This is a genomic window from Kitasatospora sp. Ki12 (genome assembly GCF_054601375.1).
Genome location: NZ_BAAIHT010000003.1, coordinates 139,670 through 163,126, shown reverse-complemented (window position 1 = coordinate 163,126; position 23,457 = coordinate 139,670). Strand labels below are relative to the sequence as shown.

19 protein-coding genes and 1 pseudogene are annotated in these 23,457 nt (G+C 71.4%); 16 read left to right on the top strand and 4 right to left on the bottom strand.

The window, feature by feature from the left end:
* Nucleotides 1-127: 127 nt before the first annotated feature.
* Together ACYP53_RS31495 and ACYP53_RS31490 are read right to left on the bottom strand one after the other, a co-directional pair.
* Nucleotides 128-2,128: an alpha-L-fucosidase gene (locus ACYP53_RS31495; RefSeq protein ID WP_189922229.1), complete on the bottom strand. Its 2,001-nt coding sequence runs from the start codon at nucleotides 2,126-2,128 to the stop codon at nucleotides 128-130.
* A 299-nt stretch (nucleotides 2,129-2,427) separates the two neighbouring features.
* Nucleotides 2,428-3,237, bottom strand: a complete 810-nt coding sequence (locus ACYP53_RS31490; protein ID WP_189922226.1) for a FadR/GntR family transcriptional regulator — start codon at nucleotides 3,235-3,237, stop codon at nucleotides 2,428-2,430.
* Nucleotides 3,238-3,602: 365 nt separating this feature from the next.
* On the opposite strand from ACYP53_RS31490, the gene ACYP53_RS31485 reads away from it, so the two are divergent.
* The 16 genes and pseudogenes from ACYP53_RS31485 to ACYP53_RS31410 all read left to right on the top strand — a co-directional run bounded on the left by ACYP53_RS31485 (nucleotide 3,603) and on the right by ACYP53_RS31410 (nucleotide 19,219).
* Nucleotides 3,603-4,967, top strand: a complete 1,365-nt coding sequence (locus ACYP53_RS31485; RefSeq protein ID WP_459650935.1) for an ABC transporter substrate-binding protein — start codon at nucleotides 3,603-3,605, stop codon at nucleotides 4,965-4,967.
* Nucleotides 4,964-5,872 (top strand): carbohydrate ABC transporter permease, encoded by a 909-nt coding sequence (locus ACYP53_RS31480; protein WP_189922217.1) that lies wholly within the window; start codon nucleotides 4,964-4,966, stop codon nucleotides 5,870-5,872. The genes ACYP53_RS31485 and ACYP53_RS31480 overlap by 4 nt, the downstream gene beginning before the upstream one ends.
* Before the next feature lie 109 nt (nucleotides 5,873-5,981).
* Complete coding sequence (locus ACYP53_RS31475) at nucleotides 5,982-6,836, top strand: carbohydrate ABC transporter permease (RefSeq protein WP_189922251.1); 855 nt, start codon at nucleotides 5,982-5,984, stop codon at nucleotides 6,834-6,836.
* A gap of 35 nt (nucleotides 6,837-6,871) precedes the next feature.
* A complete protein-coding gene (locus ACYP53_RS31470; protein WP_459649950.1) occupies nucleotides 6,872-8,872 on the top strand; it encodes a hypothetical protein in 2,001 nt (666 codons plus the stop codon).
* Nucleotides 8,869-9,216 (top strand): L-rhamnose mutarotase, encoded by a 348-nt coding sequence (locus ACYP53_RS31465; protein WP_189922213.1) that lies wholly within the window; start codon nucleotides 8,869-8,871, stop codon nucleotides 9,214-9,216. Before ACYP53_RS31470 ends, ACYP53_RS31465 begins: the two co-directional genes overlap by 4 nt.
* 37 nt (nucleotides 9,217-9,253) lie before the next feature.
* Complete coding sequence (locus ACYP53_RS31460; RefSeq protein WP_459649949.1) at nucleotides 9,254-10,156, top strand: amidohydrolase family protein; 903 nt, start codon at nucleotides 9,254-9,256, stop codon at nucleotides 10,154-10,156.
* A pseudogene (locus ACYP53_RS31455) lies at nucleotides 10,153-11,191 on the top strand (zinc-dependent alcohol dehydrogenase). The gene ACYP53_RS31460 and the pseudogene ACYP53_RS31455 overlap by 4 nt, the downstream one beginning before the upstream one ends.
* Entirely contained in the window at nucleotides 11,188-11,949 is a 762-nt protein-coding gene (locus tag ACYP53_RS31450; protein WP_459649948.1) for an SDR family oxidoreductase, read from the top strand. Before ACYP53_RS31455 ends, ACYP53_RS31450 begins: the two are co-directional and overlap by 4 nt.
* Nucleotides 11,946-12,575 carry a bifunctional 4-hydroxy-2-oxoglutarate aldolase/2-dehydro-3-deoxy-phosphogluconate aldolase gene (locus tag ACYP53_RS31445; protein WP_459649947.1) on the top strand — a complete coding sequence of 210 codons (630 nt, stop codon included), beginning with the start codon at nucleotides 11,946-11,948 and terminating at the stop codon, nucleotides 12,573-12,575. Before ACYP53_RS31450 ends, ACYP53_RS31445 begins: the two co-directional genes overlap by 4 nt.
* Complete coding sequence (locus tag ACYP53_RS31440) at nucleotides 12,572-13,609, top strand: sugar kinase (protein ID WP_459649946.1); 1,038 nt, start codon at nucleotides 12,572-12,574, stop codon at nucleotides 13,607-13,609. The genes ACYP53_RS31445 and ACYP53_RS31440 overlap by 4 nt, the downstream gene beginning before the upstream one ends.
* Nucleotides 13,610-13,666: 57 nt before the next feature.
* Complete coding sequence (locus tag ACYP53_RS31435) at nucleotides 13,667-14,518, top strand: fumarylacetoacetate hydrolase family protein (protein ID WP_459649945.1); 852 nt, start codon at nucleotides 13,667-13,669, stop codon at nucleotides 14,516-14,518.
* A gap of 88 nt (nucleotides 14,519-14,606) precedes the next feature.
* Nucleotides 14,607-15,371: an SDR family NAD(P)-dependent oxidoreductase gene (locus ACYP53_RS31430; RefSeq protein ID WP_459649944.1), complete on the top strand. Its 765-nt coding sequence runs from the start codon at nucleotides 14,607-14,609 to the stop codon at nucleotides 15,369-15,371.
* Entirely contained in the window at nucleotides 15,368-16,369 is a 1,002-nt protein-coding gene (locus ACYP53_RS31425) for an aldo/keto reductase (RefSeq protein WP_459649943.1), read from the top strand. The genes ACYP53_RS31430 and ACYP53_RS31425 overlap by 4 nt, the downstream gene beginning before the upstream one ends.
* Entirely contained in the window at nucleotides 16,369-17,109 is a 741-nt protein-coding gene (locus ACYP53_RS31420) for a (Fe-S)-binding protein (RefSeq protein ID WP_459649942.1), read from the top strand. Before ACYP53_RS31425 ends, ACYP53_RS31420 begins: the two co-directional genes overlap by 1 nt.
* Complete coding sequence (locus ACYP53_RS31415; RefSeq protein ID WP_459649941.1) at nucleotides 17,106-18,572, top strand: lactate utilization protein B; 1,467 nt, start codon at nucleotides 17,106-17,108, stop codon at nucleotides 18,570-18,572. The genes ACYP53_RS31420 and ACYP53_RS31415 overlap by 4 nt, the downstream gene beginning before the upstream one ends.
* Nucleotides 18,569-19,219, top strand: a complete 651-nt coding sequence (locus ACYP53_RS31410) for a LutC/YkgG family protein (protein WP_459649940.1) — start codon at nucleotides 18,569-18,571, stop codon at nucleotides 19,217-19,219. The genes ACYP53_RS31415 and ACYP53_RS31410 overlap by 4 nt, the downstream gene beginning before the upstream one ends.
* 118 nt (nucleotides 19,220-19,337) lie before the next feature.
* Here the strand turns inward: ACYP53_RS31410 and ACYP53_RS31405 are convergent, their stop codons facing one another.
* Together ACYP53_RS31405 and ACYP53_RS31400 are read right to left on the bottom strand one after the other, a co-directional pair.
* Nucleotides 19,338-20,444, bottom strand: coding sequence for a ricin-type beta-trefoil lectin domain protein (locus ACYP53_RS31405; RefSeq protein ID WP_459649939.1), 1,107 nt, complete (start codon nucleotides 20,442-20,444; stop codon nucleotides 19,338-19,340).
* Between the two features lie 104 nt (nucleotides 20,445-20,548).
* Entirely contained in the window at nucleotides 20,549-23,239 is a 2,691-nt protein-coding gene (locus tag ACYP53_RS31400) for an RICIN domain-containing protein (RefSeq protein ID WP_459649938.1), read from the bottom strand.
* Between the last annotated feature and the right edge of the window lie 218 nt (nucleotides 23,240-23,457).

Here is a 23,457-nt window from a genome sequence, read left to right as displayed (position 1 = left end):
CCCGAGGCCCGACGGGTGGGGCCCGGTGCACCGAGAGCCCGGTGCACCGAGAGCCCGGTGCACCGAGAGCCCGGTGCACCGAGAGCCCGGTGCACCGAGAGGCTGGTGCACCGGGCCCGGCGCGCGGTCAGTCGTGCTCGACCACGACCATCGCGTGCCCGTCCGGGGTGGTGACCCGCACGTGGACGTACTCGCCGTCGTGCTGCCAGGGCAGCTCCTGCCCCGAGGGCTGCAGCCGCACCGAGCGCGGCGCGGTGGCGAGCCGGAGGGCGACGGGGACGTCGAGCAGCGGGAACGGGTCGTGCACCAGGTCGAGCTCCGGGGTCTCACGGGCCGGCACGAAGCTGACCAGGTGCAGCACGGTGCCCGTGGCGGTGCGCTGCACGGTGGTCTCCAGGTGGACCGGCCCGCCGGCGCGGACGAGCGGGTCCGGGAGGATCCGGTCCAGGGCCGCGCCCAGCAGGTGGCGGTACGCCTCCAGGCCGTGCTCGTGGAAGGCCTCCAGCAGGGACACGGTCACCGCCGCCACCCCGTCGCCGACGACGACGGCCGCCTCGTCGGTCGGGTCGGCCGGGGGAGTGTAGGAGTGGCCGCAGAAGCGGTCCCAGGAGCGCGGGAAGTAGGGCGCCACGACCCGGGCCAGGACGTCGGCGCCGGGCAGTGCCCGGGCGGTCAGCCGGGCGCCGTGGCTGATGACCGGGAAGTCCTCCGGGACGCCGGGCACGCCCTCGCAGGAGAGGAAGTCCTCGCCGGCCGGGGCCGGCGCCAGGTCCTCGACCGGGAGGTCGGGCAGGGTCGGCTCGGTGCCGTTCCTGAGCAGCGCGGGCCCGACCAGCAGCACGGCGCCGCCGGCCCGCCGGTACGCGCCCAGGCGCTCGGCCAGGGCGTCGTCGACGGGGGTGCTCTCCGGCACCACGACGGCCCGGTACCCGCTCAGGTCGGCGGTCGGCGGGACCATGTCGAACTGGGCGCGCAGCTGCTGGAGCGCCCGGAGCGCGCCGATGTTGCTCGCGCCGGGGTTGTCGCCGAGAGCGGGGTCGACGACCACGGCCACCTCGCTGACGACCCGGGCCCCGTCCAGGAACGGCTCGCAGGCCCGGATGTGACCGTAGGCCGAGCCGATCAGCTCGTACGCCGCCCGCGAGGGCACCCCGCGCGGGTGCAGCACGTCGCCGACGCCGCCGGTCAGGCCGTGGCTCAGCATCTGGGTGGTCTCGTAGAGCAGCGCCGCCCGGGGCTTGAGGGCGGCGTTGTCCCCCCAGCTCTCGTGGAAGCGGCCGGTGTGGCTGAGGACGGGCAGCCCGAACGGGCGGACGAAGCGGGCCACGTACGGCAGGAACGCGTAGCCCCAGCCGCCGGTGGGCAGCCCCTCGATCTCGACGTGCTTGAGGTACTGCTGCTCCTCGGCCAGCCCGGTCTTCGGCCGGCTGTTGTACCAGGCGCCCTGGACGGCGTCCGCGGGGAGGGCCTTCTCGACCATCGCGGAGTAGCGGGCCATGTAGCGCTTGGCCACGAGGTCGGCGTAGCGGTTGCGGTGGTCCCGGTCGGCCGGGTCCAGGCCCTCGCGGCGCATCCCGTCCACCGCCCAGCGGCTGACGCTGGGCTGGTTCCAGCACATGTCGATGAAGATGCCGTCGACGGGTGCGAAGCGGCGCAGCACCTCGTCCAGCTGGTCGGCGAAGTAGTCGGCGTAGGGGCTGGACATGTCGAGGATGTTCCAGGCCGCCTCGAAGGCGGAGGTGCTCCAGCGGGCGAGCTTGAGGTCCTCGCCGAGCGCGATCCACTCGGGGTGCTCGCGGGCCGCGTACTCGTCGACCTGGAGGGAGAGGTAGATCGGCGTGCGGATGCCCACGGCGCGCAGGGCCTCGACCTGTTCGGTGAGCAGGTCCAGGTCGGGGGAGAGGCCGGGGTGGCGCTCCGGCCGGTCGGTGCCGTAGTAGAGGTGGCCGTGGTGGCACTTGGCGAAGAGGGTGACGCTGTCGACGTCGGCCTCCTGGAAGGCCCGGGCGAAGGTCACCGGGTCGAAGTCCCGTCCCACGTCGGGGATGTCGGGGCCGGTGTGGAAGTCCAGGTGCACGGTGCGGCGCGGGAAGCGCTGCTGGGTGTGAGCGTTCACATCGCGAGCCATGGGACGGATTTAACGGAGTAGTGCGCGGCGCGTCCAGGGGGCCTGCGGCGTAAGTTGCGAAAAACCTTGTCAAACCGCCGAATTGGACGGCACTTGGTGCCCGTCCCTCGGGGTGGCGATTCCTGCTCCCTTTCAGGACATGGGATCACCTGCTACGTTGGCGCCGTGTCACTGACGGACAAGGCCGCATTGGGGCAAGTCCTGCTCTGCCACGACGACTTCGGCCGCCGGGCCGCCCGCCGCCCGTGATCCCGACCGGGGCGGCGCGTCCTCCGGCGCCCGGGGTCCCTCGCCCGAACCTAGGGCCGGTCGCCGAACAGGCGGCGCTGGATCTCCCGCCGGTAGTCCTCCAGCGTCCGGTCGAGGTGCACCGTCGTGGCCGCGGCCGCCTCGTCGGGCCGACCGTCGCGGATGGCGCGGTAGATCGCCTCGTGCTCCTCGACCGCGGCCTTGGCGCCTTCGCCGAGCATGTCGTGGATGCCGATGGCGCTGGACTGGCGCTGCAGCCGGCGGGCGTCGCGCACCGCGCTGAGCAGGAAGGTGTTGTGCGCGGCGGTGGCCACGGCGGTGTGGAAGTCGTCGTCCGCCTGGTTGAAGACGTCCACCTGGCCGTGGAGGACCCCGTGCCGGCACTGCTGCATGGCGACCTCGATGGTGCGCAGCTCGGCCGGGGTGGCACGGGTGGCCGCGAGACTGCTGGCGGCCGTCTCCTGGACCTTGCGGAACTCGAAGAGCATCAGGACGTGGTCGAGGTCGACGGGGCGGAAGAACCCGCCCCAGCGGCTGGTGATGAGCATGCCCTCGTCGTCCGCGACGAACAGCCCGCGTCCCTTGTGCGCCCGCACCCGGCCGAGCGCGGAGAGGATCTTCACGGCTTCCCGCACGACCGCTCTGCTGGTGTTCAGCGTCTTGGCCAGGTCGTGTTCCGTGGGCAGCCGGTCGCCGGGTGCCAGGCGTGCCTCGGCGATGTACTCGAGGATCTGCTCCGACACGATCTCGTACCCGGGCCGGTAGTCCCGCCGCTCCTCGCCCGAGCCGTTGCCCGCTGCCGCGACAGCGGGGGGCGCCTGCGCGGGCAGGGCCGCCTGGGGCGTGGGCGTGTCGTTCATCTGTCCTGCCTTCCGGGGGAGGGGCACGAGCGGAGACTGATCATTGCGGAGCTGGACCAGCGTACCGCAGGGGGTAATGAGTCCGACTCATTTTGGGGGGCCTGGTGGCGAGAATTGGGGACGCAAAGCGGACAGAGATGCCCTTATATGGCGCTAGTGCACCTACAGGCCTGGGAAGTCGGTCTGAAATCGATCTGAATAAGCCTGTGTGAACTCTTGACGAGCCGCGCGATAGGGCGGCTAATTGTCTCCCAGGGCGGCAGCGGAACGGCAGCCCTTCGGTATCCGACGCCGGACCGGGACGGCCCGGCGTCGCCCTCCCCCCACCTCCCGACCAGTTCGGGGCCTCTGCAGTGGAGTCGATGATGACCGTCAACAAGCCTCAGGTCGGCCGGGTAGCAGTGTCCGGTAAGAGACGAGCTGTGCTGCTCGCCGCCTGCGCGGCGACTCTGGTGATGACCGTGTCCGCCTGTAGCAGCAGCGGCTCGTCCGGGAAGACCACCAAGGACGGCTTCGCCCAGGCGGCGCAGACCGACGGCGCGCTGACCGTCTGGGTCGACGCGACCCGGCTGGCCGCCGCGAAGCAGTACCAGGAGCTGCACCCGGAGGTGAAGCTGGACATCGTCTCCTACGACGGTGACGCCAACGGCTCGAACTACCTCCAGACCAAGGTCCAGCTCTTCAACCGGACCGGCAAGGGCTGGCCCGACGTCGTCTTCAGCTCCCAGAACAACGAGGCGAGCTGGGCGGTCGACGCCGGCTTCGCGGCGCCGCTCGACAAGGGCCTGATCCCGGCGGACACCCTGAGCGGCTTCGCCAAGGGCGCCAACGACGTGTGTACGGTCAACGGCACCGTCTACTGTCTGCGCAACGACCTCTCGCAGGCGGTGCTCTGGTACAACGCGCCGCTGATGCAGCAGTTCGGCTACACCGTCCCGAAGACCTGGGAGGAGTACCAGCAGCTCGGCGAGAAGGTGGCCGCCGAGCACCCGGGCTACCTGGTGGGCGACGCCGGCGACTCCTTCGCCCCCGAGATCTACCTCTGGGCGAGCAAGTGCGGGGCCAACCAGATCACCGGTCCCAAGGCCGTCACGGTGAACACCGGCGGCGAGAACTGCACCAAGATGGCCAAGCTCATGGACGGGCTGATCAAGAACAAGTCGATGTCCATCAGCGGGGTGTTCAGCACCGACTTCGCCAAGAACGAGGCCGACAAGGTGCTGCTCATGCCCGGCCCGGCCTGGTTCGGCGGCGCGGTGTTCAAGGACACCCTCAAGATCGCGGACAAGACGATCGGCGTGGCCCCGATCCCCCAGTGGCAGGGCGACACCGAGCCGACCACCGGCAACGTCGGCGGCGGCACCTGGCTGGTCTCCCAGCACTCCACCCACCTCAAGGCGGCCACCGACTTCCTGAAGTGGGTCACCACCGACAACGCCTACCAGGCTCAGAAGTCCCCGGGCTTCCCGGCCTACGCGCCCGCCGCCGAGGAGTGGCTCAAGGCGCAGGCGGCCTCCGGCTACTTCGCCGGTGACCTCGGCGCCCTCAAGGACGCCTCCTCCCAGGTGTGGCCGGGCTGGGGTTCGGGCCAGTTCAGCCAGGAGGGAGTCTGGGCCGCCACGGTCAAGCCCGGCCTGACCCAGGGGCAGACCATCACCTCCCTGCTGCCCGCCTGGCAGGACTCGATCGTCAAGCACGCCCAGTCGTTCGGATACAAGGTTTCCCAGTGACCACCACCGTCTCCCCGGCCGGCTCCGGCCGGCGTCCTCGTGGCGCCGGCCGGAGCTGGGCCGGCCCGGCCTTCGTCGCCGGCTACGTACTCCTCCTGATCGCCTTCGGCGTCCTCCCGATCGGCTACGCGATCTACTTCGCGTTCACCGACGCGGGGGGCTCGTTCACCGGCTTCACCAACTTCGTGACCACGGCGCAGGACTTCCGGTTCGTGGACGCACTCGGCCACGTGGCGCTCTACCTGCTGTTCTGGCTGGTCTCGCTGGTGGTGTTCGTGGTGGCGTTGGCGCTGTTGCTGCACCGCGTGTCCTCCGGTCGGATCAGCCAGGCGCTCCGCTTCCTGTACTACATCCCCGGGGCGCTGGCCGGCGCCGCCAGCGTGCTGGTGTGGCTGTTCATGCTCGATCCGACGGTGAGCCCGGTCAGTTCGCTGCTGGGGGCCCTCGGGTTCGACACCTTCGGCCAGGTCATCGCCCCGGGCAACCTGCCGGTGCTGTTCACGGTCATCGCGTTCTGGACCGGCGCGGGCGGCTGGATCGTCGTCATGTACGGCGCGCTCAACAACATCCCCAGCGACGTCCTGGAAGCCGCGCGGATCGACGGCGCGGGCGCCTGGAAGACCGCCTGGCACGTGCAGATCCCGATGCTCCGCAAGTGGATCGTCTACATGGTGATCCTCGCCTTCGCGGGCGGCGCCCAGCTCTTCGTCGAGCCGCAGCTGCTCTCCCTGGCCAGCGTGGGCGTGGCCGGCCGCGACTACTCGCTCAACCAGCTGACCTACGACTTCGCCTTCCAGCTGAACAACGTCAACGGCGCCGCAGCGGTCTCGATGGAGCTCCTGGTCGTGAGCGTGTCGGTCGCCGGCGTCTTCGTCGCTCGATCGAGGTTCTTCGATGCCGACTGAGACTCACGCCACCCCGGCCGCCACCGCGCCACGCACCGAACGGGAACCGAGCGCCATGAGCCGAACCGCACCCCGGGCGTCGCGGCGGGCCCACCGATCCGTGGGCGAGATGTCGTACCGGCTGCTGGCCGGTTCGATCCTGACGGTGTTCGTGGTGTTCTTCGTCCTGCCGGTGGTCTGGCTCCTCCTCGCTGCGACCAAGACCGACCAGCAGCTGGTCCACGACCACCCGCTCTCCTTCGGCTCCTTCGGCGCGCTCGCGGACAACTGGCACTCGCTGACCGCCTTCCAGGACGGCGCGATCCTCCAGTGGCTGGGCAACTCCGCCCTGTACGCCGTCGTCTCCCTGGTCATCACGCTCTGCGTGTCGGTGCCGGCGGGGTACGCGCTGGCCATGACCGAGTTCCGCGGCCGGAAGACCCTGCTGGTGACCACCCTGGTCGTCATGCTGATGCCGACCGCGACGCTGGTGGTGCCGCTCTTCCTGGAGGTCAACGCGGCGCACCTGATCGGCACCATGTGGTCGATCGTCCTGCCGTACTCGTTCTACCCGTTCGGGGTGTACCTGACGTACATCTACTTCACCACCGCCGTGCCGAAGGACCTGCTGGCGGCCGCACGGATGGACGGCTGCTCGGAGTTCGGCGTCTTCCGCCACATCGCACTGCCGCTGGCCACGCCGGTCATCGCGCTCGTGGGCTTCTTCAGCTTCGTCGCCAACTGGACCAACTACTTCCTGCCCTACGTGATGCTCCCCCAGGACGACCAGATGCCGGTCCAGGTCGGCGTCGGCAACCTGCTCAGCAGCGTGCCGCAGTTCAACCCGACCGCCGGTTCGCTCGCGATCGAGCGCCCGCAGCTGGCCCTCGCGACCCTCGTGGCCATCACCCCGGTCCTGGTCGTCTTCCTCTTCGCCCAGCGCTTCCTGGTCAGCGGGATGCTCGCCGGAGCCACCAAGGAATGACGCCCGTGCCGTCCCCCCGATCGGAGATCCTCCCCATGTCCCCCAGTTCCACCGACCGCTCCCCGGGCGAGGACGCCGCAGCCTCCCCAGTCGAGATCCAGGCCTCGGTGCCGCTGCTCGAACCGCCCGGCTGGGCGCTGGCGCAGCGCGCGCTGTTCGACCTGCTCGACCACGGCTGGCGGCAGTTCGCCCGTGACTTCACCGGCCCCGACGGCCGGCTGAACTACACCGGGCAGCTGACCACCCGTGACGGCGTGGACGACTTCTACGAGGTCTTCTTCAACTGGCCGCAGCTGTACCTCCTCGGCGGCGCCGACGACCTCCTGGCCGCCAGCGCGAAGCACTGGGAGGGGGTCACCGCCCACCTCACCGAACTGGACATGCTCCGCGACGAGTACGAGCGCGGCTACGACTGGTTCCACCAGGGCGAGAGCCTGCTGCTGCTCTACTTCCTCTGCATGGCCGACCCCGAGCGCTGGTCGGAGCGCGCCCTGCGGTTCGCCGAGCTGTACGTCGACCCGGTCCACGGCAACTACGACCCCGCGCACCGCATCGTCACCCGCCCGCACAACGGCAGCGACCCCGACCGCCGGGGCGTGTCCGACGGCGAGGTCTACCCGTGGCTGCAGAAGGAGGCGGACACCTACGGCTATCCGCTCGAATGGCTGCCCGAGGCACAGGAGGGCCCGTACCCGCTCTCGGCGGACCCGCGGCTCGGCGCCCAGATGCGGGAGCGGATCGGCGTCGGCGACACCGCCGTCAATCTCGCCGTGGCCGGGCTGGTCCTCAACGCCTGGATCCTGTCCGGCGAGCAGCGCTACCGCGACTGGATCGTCGAGTACGTCGGTGCCTGGCGGGAGCGCACCGAGGCGAACGGCGGTCTGATCCCGGACAACGCAGGCCCGGACGGGGTCGTCGGCAGCCGGCTCGAAGGCCGCTGGTACGGCGGCCACTACGGCTGGTCCTGGCCGCACGGCTGGCACAGCGTGGGCCACGCGGCCTGCGTGGCGGCCATAGCCGCGGCGGTGTCCACCGGGGAGGACGACTACCTCGCGATGGTCGGGACCTCGCTCGACGAGATGATCTCCCGGGCCAAGCTGATGCCCTTCGCCGAGGCGGACTCCAGCCTCCAGTCCAAGTGGGCGGTCGAACTCGCCGGGGACGCCGACAAGCCGACGCTCCACCTCCCGTTCCGGCGCAACGACTCGGGCTGGTTCGACTACAACCCGGTGACCCTGCCGGTGCCGATGGCGCTGTGGCACCACTCCGCCTCCGAGGCCGACCGCGCCCGGATAGAACGGCTGCGCGAGGCGGACGAGCTGGACTGGAGCACCGTGCGGTCGTTCCGGGCCAAGGAGGAGTCCGGGCACGAGAAGGCGTGGTTCGCCTTCCTCGCCGGTGACGACCCGGAGTACCCCGAGCGGATCCTCGCCGCCGCCCAGGCACAGGTCCGCCACCGCCTGCGGAGGATGGAGCGCTACCGCGACCTGGAGGTCGACGAGGCCGACATCCACGTGTGGCAGCAGTGCAATCCGGTGGCCACCGAGGCCCTGGTCCAGCTGACCTGGGGCGGCCCCCAGGTGCTCTACAACGGCGGTCTCCAGCAGGCCCGGCTGCGGTACCACGACGCGCAGGCCCGCCGCGCGGGGCTGCCGCAGGACGTGGCCGCCCTGGTCACGTCCATCGACCCCGAGGCGACCACGGTCGAGCTGGTGAACCTCTCGCCAGAGAAAGATCGGATGATTATCATTCAGGCGGGCGCCTTTGCCGAGCACTCCATCACCTCGGTCCGGTACACGACCTGTCCGGACGAGGGCTGGATCGGCGACATGTACGACTACGGCCACACCGAGCCGGTGGTCGGCGAGGCGAAGACGTCCGGTGACGGCGCCCACCTGACGGTGCGGCTGCCCGCGTCCACCCGGATCCGGCTGACGCTCCGGCTGGAGCTCCGCACCCGTACGCCCAGCTATCGTTCACCCTTCGGTACCCCGGCCGACGTGCCGAACGCCGAAACATCGGAGGAATCCGCATGAGGCGCTTCGCCCAGACCATCAAGCTCCGGCCCGAGTACCGCGAGGAGTACCTCGAACTCCACTCCGCCGTCTGGCCCGGAGTCGAGGCGGCCCTCCACCGGGCGCGGATCCGCAACTACAGCATCTACCTCCACGGCGACGTGCTGTTCGCCTACTTCGAGTACCACGGCGAGGACTTCGACGCCGACATCGCGGAACTCGAGGCCGACCCGGTGACCCAGGAGTGGTGGAAGCGCACCGACCCCTGCCAGGAGCCCTGGCCCGACCGGGGCGACTCCCGCCAGTGGACCGAACTCCCCGAGATCTGGCACCTGGGCGAACCCGGCGAGCCCACCGCCGACTGACCGGCCCACTCCAGACGATCCCACCCGGAGCCCCCAAGTGACCTCCACCCCGCCGCCCGTGCTCATCGACGCCCACCACCACCTGTGGGACCTCGCGCAGCGCCCGCAGCCGTGGCTCGACGACCCGGCCCTGACGTCGATCCGCCGTACGTTCACCCCCGAGGACCTGCGCACCACCGCCACCCGGGAGGTGGCCGGCCGCCGGCTGCACGGCACGGTGGTCGTGCAGTGCGTGCCGGACGTGCCCGAGACCGAGGACCTGCTCGCGCTCGCCGAGCGGGACCCGCTGATCGAGGCCGTGGTCGGCTGGGTGGACCTCACGTCCCCCGCGGTCGGTGACGAGCTCGACCGGCTGCTCGCCGGACCGGGGGGCGGCTTCCTGCGGTCGCTGCGCAGCCTGGTCCAGGGCGAGCCGGACCCGGAATGGCTGCAACGCGCCGACGTCGAGCGCGGGTTGGCGGCGGTCGGGGAGCGCGGGCTGGGCTACGACGTGCTCGTCCGCAGCCACCAGCTCGACCAGGCGGTCCGGCTGGCCGAACGCCTCCCCGGCCTGCCCCTGGTGCTCGACCACGCGGGCAAGCCGGACCTCGCCGGCGGCGAACTGGCGGACTGGGAAAGCCGGTTGCGGGAGCTGGCCGCGCACCCCCAGGTGGTCTGCAAGGTGTCGGGCCTGATCACCGAGGCCGACCACGACACCTGGACCACCGCCGACATCCGCCCGGCCTGGGACGTCCTGCTGAGCGCCTTCGGCGCCGACCGGCTGATGTTCGGCTCGGACTGGCCGGTGGCGAACCTCGCCGGGGGCTGGAACCGCTGGGCCGCCACCGTGGACGAACTGCTCGACGGATGCTCCGCCGACGAGACCTCGGCGGTCCTCGCGGGCACCGCGACCGCCTTCTACCGCCTCACCCGTACCGAAGAGACTCGGGAATCACGATGACCCTTGCTGTCCGTTACACGGCCGCTCGTACGCTGGACACGGCTCCGGTCGAGCCGTCCGAGCCCGGCCCCGGCGAAGTGCTGCTGGCTCCCGCGTACGTCGGGATCTGCGGCACCGACCTGCACATCTTCCACGGCGACATGGACGCCCGGGTCGCCGCGCCGGCCGTCCTGGGCCACGAGATGTCCGGCCGCGTGCTGAAGGTCGGCGCCGGGGTGGAGGACTGGCGGCCCGGGGACGCGGTGACGGTGATGCCGCTGCGCTGGGACGGCACCTGCCCCGCGTGTCTGAGCGGCCACCGGCACGTCTGCCAGAACCTGGACTTCATCGGCATCGACTCGCCGGGCGCGATGCAGCAGCGCTGGACGGTCCCCGCCGACACGCTGATCCGGCTGCCGGAGTCGCTGGCGCTGGACCGGGCCGCGCTGGTGGAACCGACCGCGGTGGCCGTGCACGATGTCGGGCGGGCCGGGTGCGGGCCGGTGAGCGGGTCGTCGTCGTCGGCGGCGGTCCGGTCGGGATCCTGATCGCGCTGGTGGCGCGGGCGGCCGGGGCCGAGGTCCGGGTGGTGGAGCTGAGCGCCCACCGGCGGAAGCTGGCCGAGGAGTCGGGCTGGCCACCTGGGACCCGGCGGACGGGGACGTCGTCGAGGCGGTCCGGGAGTGGACCGGCGGCGCGGGCGCGGACGTCGCGTTCGAGGTGTCCGGTGCGGCGGCCGGTGTCGACACCGCGGTGGAGGTGCTGGGCGTACGCGGCCGGCTGTGCCTGGTGGCGATCCACCCCCGGCCCCGCGAGGTCAACCTGCACCGCTTCTTCTGGCGCGAGCTCACCCTGGTGGGGGCCCGGCTGTACGACCGCTGCGACTTCGAGCGGGCGGTGGCGCTGGTCGCCGACGGCACGATCCCGGCCGAGCGGCTGATCAGCAAGGTCGTGCCGCTCACCGAGGCACCCGCGGCGTTCGAGGCCCTGGAGGGCGGCGACGTGATGAAGATCCTCGTGGACTGCACCGACGACACCCAGGAGGTTTCGGCATGAGCGTCTTCGACCTGACCGGCAGGCTCGCCGTCGTCACCGGCGCCCGGCGCGGCATCGGCCGGGCCATGGCCCGCGCGCTCGCCGAGGCCGGCGCGGACGTCATCGGCGTCAGCGCCAACCTGGAGGAGACCGGCAGCGACGTCGAGAAGGACGTCCTGGCCGCGGGCCGCACCTTCGAGGCGATCCGGACCGACTTCGCCGACCCGGACGCGGTGCGGGCCCTGGGCGCGGACCTCGCCGGCCGCGAACGGCCGGTGGACATCCTGGTCAACAACGCCGGCACCATCCGCCGCGCACCGGCCGCCGAACACCCGGACGAGGACTGGGACCTGGTGCTCCAGGTCAACCTGAGCGCGCAGTTCGCGCTGTCCCGGGCGGTGGGCGCGGCCATGGTGGCCCGCGGCCAGGGCAAGATCATCTTCACGGCCTCGCTGCTCAGCTTCCAGGGCGGCATCACGGTCCCCGGCTACACCGCCGCCAAGCACGGCGTCGCCGGTCTGACCAAGGCGCTGGCCAACGAGTGGGCCGGCCGCGGCGTCAACGTCAACGCCATCGCGCCGGGCTACATCGCCACGGACAACACCGAGGCGCTGCAGGCCGACCCGGCGCGCAGCAAGGCGATCCTGGAGCGGATCCCGGCCGGACGCTGGGGCCGGGCCGACGACCTGGCCGGCGCCACCGTCTTCCTGGCCTCGGACGCCGCCGCCTACGTCCACGGCACCGTCCTGCCCGTCGACGGCGGATGGCTGGGCCGATGACCGGCGACCTGGCCGCCGTCCTGGCGGGCGCCCGCGTGGTGCCGGTGCTGAGCGTGCGCGCACCGGCCACCGCGGGCCCGCTGGCCGAGGCGCTCGCCGCGGGCGGCGCCACCTGCGCCGAGGTCACCTTCCGTACGCCGGACGCCGAGCAGGTGCTCAAGGCGATGGCGGCCCACGGCGGCCTCGCGGTCGGCGCCGGCACCATCCTCGACCCCGAGCAGGCGGAACGCGCGGTGGCGGCCGGGGCCGCGTTCATCGTCTCGCCCGGCTTCGACGAGGACGTCGTCGCCACGTGCCGGGAGCTTGGGGTGCCCGTGGTGCCCGGCATCGCCACCGCCACCGAGCTGATGCGGGCCCTGCGGGCCGGCCTCGACACCGTCAAGCTCTTCCCGGCCGAGACGATCGGCGGCCTGCGGGCGCTCCGTTCGCTCGCGGCGCCCTTCCCGGGCGTGCGCTTCATGCCGACCGGTGGGATCGGCGTCGGCCGGCTGGCCGGCTACCTCGCCGAGCCCGCCGTCCTCGCCGTCGGCGGCAGCTGGATGGCGACGCCCGCGCACCTGGACGCCGGCGCCTACACCGAGATCCGCCGCCTGACGGCCGAGGCCGTGGAGGTGGGGACGCCATGACCGACGTGGTGGCGCTCGGCGAGGTCATGCTGCGCTTCGACCCGGGGGAGGGGCGGATCAGCACCGCCCGGACCTTCCGCGTGTGGGAGGGCGGCGGCGAGTACAACGTCGTCCGCGGGCTGCGGCGCTGCTTCGGCCGGCGGACCGCCGTCGTCACCTCGCTCGCCGACAACGCGGTGGGCCGGCTCGTCGAGGACCTGATCCTCCAGGGCGGTGTCGACACCTCCCTGATCCACTGGGTGCCCGACGACGGCATCGGCCGCACCGCCCGCAACGGTCTCAACTTCGTCGAGCGGGGCTTCGGCATCCGCGGCGCCCTCGGCGTCAGCGACCGCGCCCACACAGCCGCGTCCCAGCTGCGCGCCGGGGACGTCGACTGGGACACGGTCTTCGCGGCGGGGGTGCGCTGGTTCCACACCGGCGGCATCTTCGCCGCCCTGTCCGACACCACCGTCGACGTCGCCGACGAGGCGATGGCGGCCGCCCGCCGCCACGGTGTCACCGTCTCCTACGACCCCAACTACCGCCCGAGCCTCTGGGCCGACCGCGGTGGACCGGAACGGGCCCGCGAGACCGACCTGCGGCTCGCCCGGCACGCCGACGTCGTCGTGGGCGCGCTGGGGATGGCGGGCCGCCACCCCGGGGCCGAGCGCTTCGGCGCCGACGAGGTGCCGGACGCGCTGGCCTCGGTGGCCGGCCTGCTCCCCGGGGCACGGGTGCTGGCGACGACCCTCCGCGAGGTCCCCTCGGCCGGAGTGAACGACTGGAGCTCGGCCGCCTGGTCGGCGGAGACCGGTCACGTCACCGGCCCCACGATGCCCGGACTGCACGTCCTGGACCGGATCGGCTCCGGTGACGGCTTCGCCGCCGGCCTGATCCACGGCCTGCTCGCCGATGCCGGTCTGGAGCGGGCCCTCGCCTACGGAACGGCCCTCGGCGCCCTCACCATGACGACGCCCGGAGACGTCGCCATGGCCTCGATCGCCGAGGTCGAGGCGCTGGTCGCGGGTGCCTCCGCCGCCGTCCGGCGCTGACGGCGGTTCCACCCGTATCGATAGAAGATCTGTTCTGATGTCTAGTTGGGAGTCACCATGAAACTGCTTCGGATCGGGGCGACGGGCGAGGAGATCCCGGCGGTCCTCGCTGAGGACGGCCGGGTGTTCGCGCTTTCGGAGCTGACCGGTGATGTCGACGGGGCGTTCCTGGCCTCGGGTGGGATCGAGCGGGTGCGGGCGGCGTTGGCGGAGGGTTCGCTGCCCGTGGTGGAGACGGCCGGGCTGCGGGTCGGGGCGCCGGTGGCGCGTCCGGGCAAGGTGGTGTGTGTCGGCCTCAACTACCGCGACCACGCGGAGGAGACCGGGGCGGCCGTCCCGGAGCGGCCGGTGGTGTTCCTGAAGGACCCGTCGACGGTGGTCGGCCCCTTCGACCGGGTGCTGATCCCGCGCGGCTCGGTGAAGACGGACTGGGAGGTGGAACTCGCGGTCGTCATCGGCCGTGAGGCCCGCTACCTCGCCGACCCCGCCGAGGCGGCGCGGTGCGTCGCCGGGTACGCGATCAGCAACGACGTCTCCGAGCGGGAGTTCCAGCTGGAGTTCTCCGCGCAATGGGACCTCGGCAAGTCCTGCGAGAGCTTCAACCCGCTCGGCCCCTGGCTGGTCACCCCGGACGAGCTCGGCGACCCCCAGGACCTGGGACTGCGCCTGGCCGTCAACGGCGAGCCCCGCCAGGACGGCCACACCAAGAACATGGTCTTCGACGTCGCCTACCTCATCTGGTACCTCAGCCAGTACATGGTGCTGCGCCCCGGCGACGTCATCAACACCGGCACCCCGGCCGGCGTGGCCCTCGGCCTGCCCGGCACCCCCTACCTCCGCGAGGGCGACACCGTCGAACTGTCCATCGACGGCCTCGGCACCCAGCGCCAGACGTTCACCAACGCGTGAAAGGCACCCCCTTGCCCGCAACCACTGCCCGGATCACCGCCCTCGACACCCACGGCATCCGCGTCACCCGCCGAGAGGAGCCGCAGGCATGACGACGACAGACCTCGCCGGACTGTCGGCCCTGGTCACCGGTGGTGCGTCCGGGATCGGTCTGGCGACCGCGTCCCTGCTCGCCGAGCGCGGTGCGCGGGTGGCCGTCCTCGACCTCCATCCCGGGGCGCTGCCGGAGCCGCTGCTCGGCTTCGCCACCGACGTGTCCGACGACGCCTCGGTCCGTACCAGCGTCGGGGCGGCGGCCCGAGTCCTCGGCGGGATCGACATCCTGGTCAACAACGCGGGCATCGGCGCGGTCGGCACCGTGGCGGACGACCCGGACGAGCAGTGGCACCGCGTCCTGGACGTCAACCTGATGGGCGTCGTGCGCACCACCCGGGCCGCCCTGCCCCACCTGCGCCGCTCCGCCCACGCCTCGGTGGTCAACCTCGGCTCCATCGTCATCACGACCGGTCTGCCCCAGCGCGCGCTGTACGCGGCGAGCAAGGGCGCGGTCCTGGCCCTGAGCCTGTCGATGGCCGCCGACCACGTCCGCGAGGGGATCCGGGTCAACTGCGTCAGCCCCGGGACCGTCGACACCCCGTGGGTCGCCCGGCTCCTGGACGCCGCCGACGACCCGGCCGCCGAACGCGCCGCCCTGAACGCCCGCCAGCCGCACGGGCGGATGGTGACCGTCGAAGAGGTGGCCGCAGCCATCGCCTACCTGGCCTCCCCGGCCGCCGGCAGCACCACCGGCATCACCCTGCAGGTCGACGGCGGCATGGCCAACCTGCGCCTGCGACCGGAGCCCCAGCCATGAGCCCGCGTCGCCGGCCACTGGGCCGCGGCAAGGTACCGGTCAGCGAGCTGGCGTTCGGTGCGGCGGGGATCGGCAACCTGTTCACCCCGGTGACCGACGCAGAGGCCGAGGCGGCCGTCGTCGCCGCCTGGGAGTCGGGCGTACGGTATTTCGACACCGCCCCGCACTACGGTCTGGGCCTGTCCGAGCGGCGGCTCGGTACCGTGCTGCGCGGCATGCCCCGCGAGGAGTACACGCTCTCCACCAAGGTCGGCCGGCTCCTGGAGCCCACCGGCTCCAGCGAGGGGGACGACCTGGCCCACGGCGGTTTCGCGGTCCCCGCGACGCACCGCCGGGTCTGGGACTTCAGCGCCGGGGGTGTGCGCCGGTCGATCGAGGAGAGCCTGGAACGGCTCGGCCTGGACCGGATCGACATCGTCTACCTGCACGACCCGGACAACCACGCGCACCAGGCCCTCACCGAGGCCTACCCCGAGCTGGAACGCCTGCGCGCCGAAGGGACGGTCGGCGCGATCGGCGTCGGCATGAACCAGGCGGAGCTTCCCGCCCGCTTCGTCCGCGAGACGGACATCGACGCCGTCCTGCTCGCCGGCCGCTACAGCCTCCTCGACCAGCGCGGACTCGACGAACTGCTGCCCCTCGCCACCGAACACGGCGTCGGCGTGGTCGTCGGCGGCGTTTTCAACTCCGGCCTGCTCGCCGACCCGAAACCCGGCGCCACCTTCGACTACGCCGCCGCGCCCGACGAAGTCCTGGTACGGGCACTGGAGTTGAAGGAGATCTGCGAACGCCACGGCGTGCCGCTGCGCGCCGCCGCGCTCCGCTTCCCGTTCGGACACCCGGCCGTCGCCTCCGTCCTGGTCGGCACCCGCAACGCCACCGAGGTCCGCGACGCCGCCGCCATGCTGCGCCACCACGTCCCGGACGCGCTCTGGACGGAACTCAAGGACCGCGCACTGCTCCCGCCGGACGTCCCGACCCCGGCCGAGGAGGAGTGATGCGGATCGCGCTGTTCATCACCTGCTTCAACGACACCATGTTCCCCGGGACCGGCAAGGCCGTGGTGAGCGTCCTGGAACGCCTCGGCCACACCGTGGAGTTCCCGCTGGACCAGACCTGCTGCGGGCAGATGCACGTCAACACCGGCTACCGGCCCGAGGCCGTTCCGCTGGTGGAGCGCTTCGCCCGGGTCTTCGGCGCGTACGACGCGGTGGTCACCCCCTCCGCGTCCTGCGCCGGCATGGTGCGCGAGAACCATCCGGTGCTGGCCGAGGAGCACGGCACCGCCAGGCTCCGGGCCGAGGTGGCGGAGGTGGTGCCCCGGGTGCACGAGTTCACCGAGTTCCTGACCGACGTGCTCGGTGTCACGGACGTCGGTGCCCGCTTCCCGCACCGGGTCGTCTACCACCCGACCTGCCACTCGCTGCGCGGACTGCGGTTGGGGGACCGGCCGGAGCGCCTGTTGCGGGCGGTGAAGGACCTCGACCTGGTCGAGCTCCCGGCTGCCGACGCGTGCTGCGGCTTCGGCGGCACCTTCGCCGTCAAGAACGCCGACACCTCCGCCGCCATGCTCGCCGACAAGGCGCGCGGCGTCCTGGACAGCGGCGCCGAGGTGCTCTGCACGGCCGACAACTCCTGCCTGATGCACATCGGCGGAGGCCTCTCCCGGCAGGGCGCCACGGTGCGGACCATGCATCTGGCCGAGATCCTGGCCGCCACCGACGGAGGCGCACGATGAGCAGTCACCGTGACCGCGGCGTCGTCTGGCTGGGCTCGCCCTCCTTCCCCGACGCCGCCCGCAGCGCGCTCAAGGACACCCAGCTGCGGGCCAATCTGAAGCGCGCGACCTCCACGATCCGGGACAAGCGGCTCGCGGTGGCCTCGGAGCTGGACGACTGGGAGGAGCTGCGCACGGCCGCCGAGGCGGTCAAGAAGCGCACCGCCCGTCATCTCGACCGCTACCTGGTCGAGTTGGAGGCGTCGGTGACCGCGGCCGGCGGCACCGTGCACTGGGCGTCGGACGCGGCCGAGGCCAACCGGATCGTCACCGAACTCGTGCGCGCCACCGGCGAGTCGGAGGTGGTCAAGGTCAAGTCCATGGCCACCCAGGAGATCGGCCTCAACGAGCACCTGGCCGAGGCCGGCATCACCGCGTACGAGACCGACCTCGCCGAGCTGATCGTCCAGCTGGGAGACGACCGGCCCTCGCACATCCTGGTCCCGGCCATCCACAAGAACCGCGGCGAGATCCGCGACCTGTTCGCCGCCGAGATGGGCCACTGGGGCCAGCCGGCGCCCGAGGGGCTGGGCGACGACCCGGCGGAACTCGCCGAAGCCGCCCGGCGGCACCTGCGGCAGAAGTTCCTCACCGCCAAGGTCGCCGTCTCCGGCGCCAACTTCGCCGTCGCCGACAGCGGCACCGTCGTCGTGGTCGAGTCCGAGGGCAACGGCCGGATGTGCCTGACCCTGCCCGAGACGCTGATCACCGTCATGGGCATCGAGAAGGTCGTCCCCACCTGGACGGACCTGGAAGTCTTCCTCCAGCTCCTGCCGCGGTCCTCCACCGGCGAGCGGATGAACCCGTACACCTCCACCTGGACCGGCACCACCGAGGGCGACGGCCCCTCCGCCTTCCACCTCGTCCTCCTCGACAACGGCCGCACCGACACCCTCGCCGACACCGCCGGCCGCCAGGCCCTCGCCTGCATCCGCTGCTCGGCCTGCCTCAACGTCTGCCCGGTCTTCGAGCGCACCGGCGGCCACGCCTACGGCTCCGTCTACCCCGGACCGATCGGCGCCGTCCTCACCCCGCAACTCGTCGGTGTCGGCAGTGACATCAAGAGCAGTGCGGCCTCCCTCCCCTTCGCCTCGACCCTCTGCGGCGCCTGCTACGACGCCTGCCCCGTGAAGATCGACATCCCGAAGCTCCTGGTACACCTGCGGGCCAAGGCCGTCGAGAGCAAGGGACGGTCGGCGGAGGCCCTGGCCATGAAGGCCGCCGCCACCGTCCTGGACTCCCCGCGCCTGCTCGCGGCCGCCCAGAAGGCAGCCTCGCTCGGCGGCCGGGCCCTCGCCCGGGACGGGCGCATCGGCCGGCTGCCCGGCCCCCTGCACGGCTGGTCCGACAGCCGCGACACCCCCGCACCGCCCGCCGAGTCCTTCCGCACCTGGTGGCGCAAGAACAAGGAAGGGGAGCGATGAGCAGCCGCGAAGCCGTCCTCGCCCGCATCCGGGCCGCCCTCGCCGACGTCCCGCCCGCGGAGACCCCGGACGACGTGCCGGTACCCCGGGCGTACCGCCGGTCGCACCTGGAGCCCGGACAGGACCGGGTGGCGCTCTTCGCCGAGCGCGTCGCCGACTACCGGGCCACCGTCACCCGCACCGACCCCGCCGCACTGCCCGACACCATCGCCGCCGCCCTCACCGCGCGCGGCGTCTCACGCCTGGCCGTGCCCCGCGGCTTCCCGGCCGAACTCCTGCCGGCCGGCGCCTGGGAGTGGCACCCGGAGCCGCTGGACGTCCCCGGCCTGGACGCCCTCGACGGCACCCTCACCCTCGCCGCCGTCGGCATCGCCGTCACCGGCACCATCGTCCTGGACGCCGGCCCCGGCCAAGGCCGACGGGCGCTCACCCTCGTCCCCGACTACCACCTGTGCGTCGTGCGCGCCGAGCAGATCGCGGAGGACGTCCCCGAGGCACTCACCCGCCTCGACCCCACCCGCCCGCTCACCTTCATCTCCGGCCCCTCCGCCACCAGCGACATCGAACTCAACCGGGTCGAGGGCGTGCACGGCCCCCGCACCCTGGACGTCGTCATCGTCGGTCCCGGGACGTCGGAACCGTCCTGACGACGGCCCCGGGCGAGCCCAGCGGCCCCTGCGAACCCACCGCCCACAGTGGACGGTCGGCGCGGGGGCCGCTCGGCGTTTCGGGACGCCGGAAGCGTTCAGGTCCCGGAAGCGGGCGTCATCCGGCGGTCAGCGTGGTCCAGTTCTGGTTCGAGCCGCCGTTGCAGTCCCACAGCTCGAGCTGTGTCCCGTCGGCGGTGGAGGAGTTCGGAACGTCCAGGCAGCGGCCGGAGGCGGGGTTGCGGTAGCCGCCGTTGTAGGGCTGCCAGACCTGGTTGGCACCGCCGGTGCAGGACCAGAGCTGCACCTTGGTGCCGTTAGCCGTCCCCCAGCCCGCGGCGTCGAGGCACTTGCCCAAGGAACGAAGGGTGCCGTCGGTGTAGGCGGACCACAGCTGGTTGACGCCGCCGCCGCAATCCCAGGTCTGGACGGCCGTCCCGTCCGTGGTGCTCGCGCCGTTGACGTCCAGGCACTTGCCGGTGATTCCGGACTGCACGCTGGCGGGGGCGGGGGCGGGAGCCTTCAGCCAGCCGGCGCTGTCCGCGGCCTGGACGCCGTGGCGGAAGGCGTCGGCCATCTTCCGGTAGCCCGAGTCGTTGGGGTGCAGGGTGTCGGCCAGGTCGGCCGTGGTCAGTGCACTCATGTCGACCAACGCGACGTGCTTGCCGGCGGCCTGCGCGTCGCTCACGATCTGGCTGATGGCCTGGTTGTAGCCGGGCCGGTACTGCTCCACCGTGCTGCTGGTGGACACGATCAGGGAGGCCAGCAGCACGGTCGCGTCGGGGACGTCGGCGGTGATCCGGTCCACCAGCGACTTCAACCGGGTGCCGGCGGTGGTGGGCTGGTAGTTCCCGTTGAAGTCGTTGGTGCCTATCTCCAGCGTCACGACGTTGGGCCGGTAGCGGGTCAGCGACGCGTCGGCGAGTGCGGCGATCTGGTCGATGCGGTAGCCGGAGTGGCCCTCGTTGTCGGGGTCGGACATCGAGCCGTTCCGCCCCGCGCCGACGAAGTCCAGCGGGTGGCCGTCCGCCGCGAGCCCGTCCCACAGCGGGCCCCGGTAGCCGTTGCCCGTGCTGCTTCCCAGACCCCAGGTGATCGAGTCGCCGAGCGGCATGACCCGCAAGGGCGTGCTGGAGGCGGCTGAGGCGGGGACCGCGCCGGTCGCCGTCACGCCGAGCGCGGCGGTGACGAGCGCGATCAGAGGTAGAGCCCAGAACTTTCGCATGACGCGGGTGTCCTCTTCTGTGAGTCGTTGCTGGAAACGGTGAGGCCGGATCGCATTGCTGGAGCAGTGCTTTCCGGCCTCACGGTCAGTGGGGTGTCAGCCTGTCACTGGACGGTCCAGGCCTGGGAGGACTGGCTCAAGGCCATCGACTGGTCGATGGTGGCGCCGTTCGCCGTCGATCCGCCGGCCACCTCCAGGACCTGCCGGCTCTCGAAGTTGCGGATGAGGTAGCCACCGCTGGTCGGCTCGAAGTACCAGAGCTGGTTGTTGCCGCCCGAGTAGGTGTACTGCTGGACCGCGGTCCCCCTCCAGTGGCTGGAGAAGTTCATGTCGAGGGCCTTGCCGCTGTTCCGGTTCACGATCTTGAAGAGCTGGCCGCTGACCGGGACGATGTTCCACTGCTGGTTGGCGCCGCCGGTGGTGGGCCACTGGGTGACGCTCGCGCCGTCGGCGGTGGAGAAGTTGGACACGTCCATGACCTGCCCGCTGTTGACGTTCTTGATGGTGTAGAACGTCGACGGGTTGGTGTTCGGGCCGCCGGTCGAGGCCGCCAGCGCGCCGCCCGCCTGCTGCACGCTGAAGTCCGTGATGTAGAAGTACGCGCCGTCGGTCTTGGCGACCCGCACGTAGCGGAAGGCCTGCCGGACGTCGATGTCGCCGGTGAGCGTCGAGGCGAACGGCAGGGTGCTCGTCTGGCGTCCCAGGACGGTGTAGCTGCCGAAGTTCGGGTCGTTGGAGCCCCGGACCTCGAAGTTGCCGCGGGTCTCGGACTGGTCGAGGTCCTGGCGGGTGGTCAGCGCGAACTGGCCGAGCTGGTAGGACTGGCCCAGGTCGACCTGCCACCAGGCCGAGGTGTCACTGCCGGTCGGCGACCAGCCGGTCCCGCCGTTGTTGTCGACGGCCTTCGAGGGCTCGGTGCCGGTGCCGAAGACCGACGAGGCGGTCGCGGTCTTGTTCCAGGCGAGGTTGGGCCACAGGGTCATCCACTGGTAGCCGGACTCGAGGCCGGAGGCCTTGATCACCGCGTCGCCGGACGTCGTGTTGTTGGTGAGCGTGACGTTGGTGCCGTTGCGGTTCTGGTTGATGAATCCGTCGGTGTGCGCCAGTACGTTGTTCGAGACGGTCATGTTGTTCGACCCCTCGTCCAGGTAGATGCCGTGCACCGGCGAGCCGCAGGCGGCGGGGGACCGCACCACGTCGTGGATGTAGTTGCCGTTGAAGACCGTGCCCGGGTCGTTCGAGAGGTGGTAGATGCCGGCGGAGTCGCAGAGCCGGTTCATCACGTTGCCGATGCGGTTGTAGCTGACGCTGTTGTTGCCCTCGGCGTTGGCCGCCGACTGCCAGCCCCAGCCGAGCGATATGCCGGCCCACGGGGCGTCGGAGACGTCGTTGTGGTCGATGGTGGTGCTGTTGACAAAGCCCGCGTTGACGGCCGCGGTTCCGAGGTAGTCCTGACCGGTCCGGGTGATCAGGTTGTTCTTGACGGTGACGTTCTTGACCACCTCCCGGGCGTCCTCACCGGCCGGGGTGGTCGGCGGGTTGTAGACGGTGTGGTACTCGACCGTCGGGTCGGAGAACTTGCCGACCATGATGCCGTTGCCGGCGATGTCGGAGACGTAGTTGCCGGTCACGGTGCTGTCGTGGACGCCGTGGGACAGGTCGAGGGCGGTGGCGCCCAGCTGCGTGAAGACGTTGCCGGTGAACGAGACGCGGTCGGCGTTCGCGGCCTGGACCCCGGCCGGCGGACGGCCGACGAACTGGTTGTTGCTGTTGTCGGCCGAGATGTTGTAGTTGCCGCCCTGGCCGTTGAGGTAGCCGTTGTTGGTCGGCTCCATCCAGGTGGTCCGGGTGAAGGTGATCCCGGAGAAGCGCAGGTCGTGGGCGGGGCTGTCGAGGTTGCTGCCCTTGACGTCGAAGAGCGTTCCGAGCGTCGGCGCCTGCACAGTGGCGGTGGACATGGACTCGCCGGGGCGGGGCTTGTAGTAGACGGTCTGCGCGGCCGTGTCGACGTAGAACTCGCCGGGTTCGTTGAGGAACTCGTGGGCGTTCTCGAAGTGCAGGGGGGAGCCGTCGGTGAGCTGCGGCCACGGGCGTTGGAACAGGATGCCCGCCTCGTGGTCCTGGATCGAGATGTTGGCGGTGCCGCCCGCGGTGCTGATCGACTTCAGCCGCAGGAAGCTCTCACCCCACTGCGTCTCCAGCATCATCTCGACCTGGTTGAGGTTGGACCAGTTGGAGACCTGCGAGCTGAGCACCTTCAGGAGCTTGTTGGTCTTGTCGCTGCCCTGCAGCTGGAAGTCGGTGCCGATGTCGGGGTAGCGGGCGCGGGTGGCGCGGACCCCGTTGACGTACAGCTGCCGGAAGTTGAGGGAGCCGACGGACGCCTTGTACTCGCCGTTGGCGGCCGCGGTCCAGCCGGTGATCGCCTTGCCGCCGCTGACCACGGGCGTCTCACCGTTGTAGGCCTGGTAGACGACCGTGTGGCCGTTCGTGCCCGAGTCACTCGTGCCGAAGGTGATCGGCGCGGTCAGGGGGTAGGTGCCTCCGCGCAGGTTGACGACGATGTCGTCGGACATGTTCGCATTGACGGCCCGGACCGCGGCCTGGGCGGCCTGGATGGTCTTGAAGGCCGCGGCGGTACTGGTCCCCGAGTTGCTGTCACTGCCGTTGACGGGGTCGACGTACAGGTTCGTGGTGGCCGCGTAGGCGGGCTGTACGGGCAGCGCGGCCGCGAAGACGACGGTCGCCGCCGCGAGCGCCTTGACCATCGGTGCGCCGATGCGTAGGGGTTTCATGCGTGGTGTCCCTCCTGAAAACCCTTGCTCCTTATGAGTGGTATTTATCGAGGTCCGAGAGTAACTCTGTCAAGACGATAGGCATCCCTATTTTTCTTTGGCGCAACATCGGTGAAACAGGGGTGCGTCGGGCTCGGGCGAGCCGGACGCACCCCTGATAGAACAGAAAGCCCAGGTAGTGGCATGCGTGGTGATGGTGGTCGATGCGCGTTCCGTCG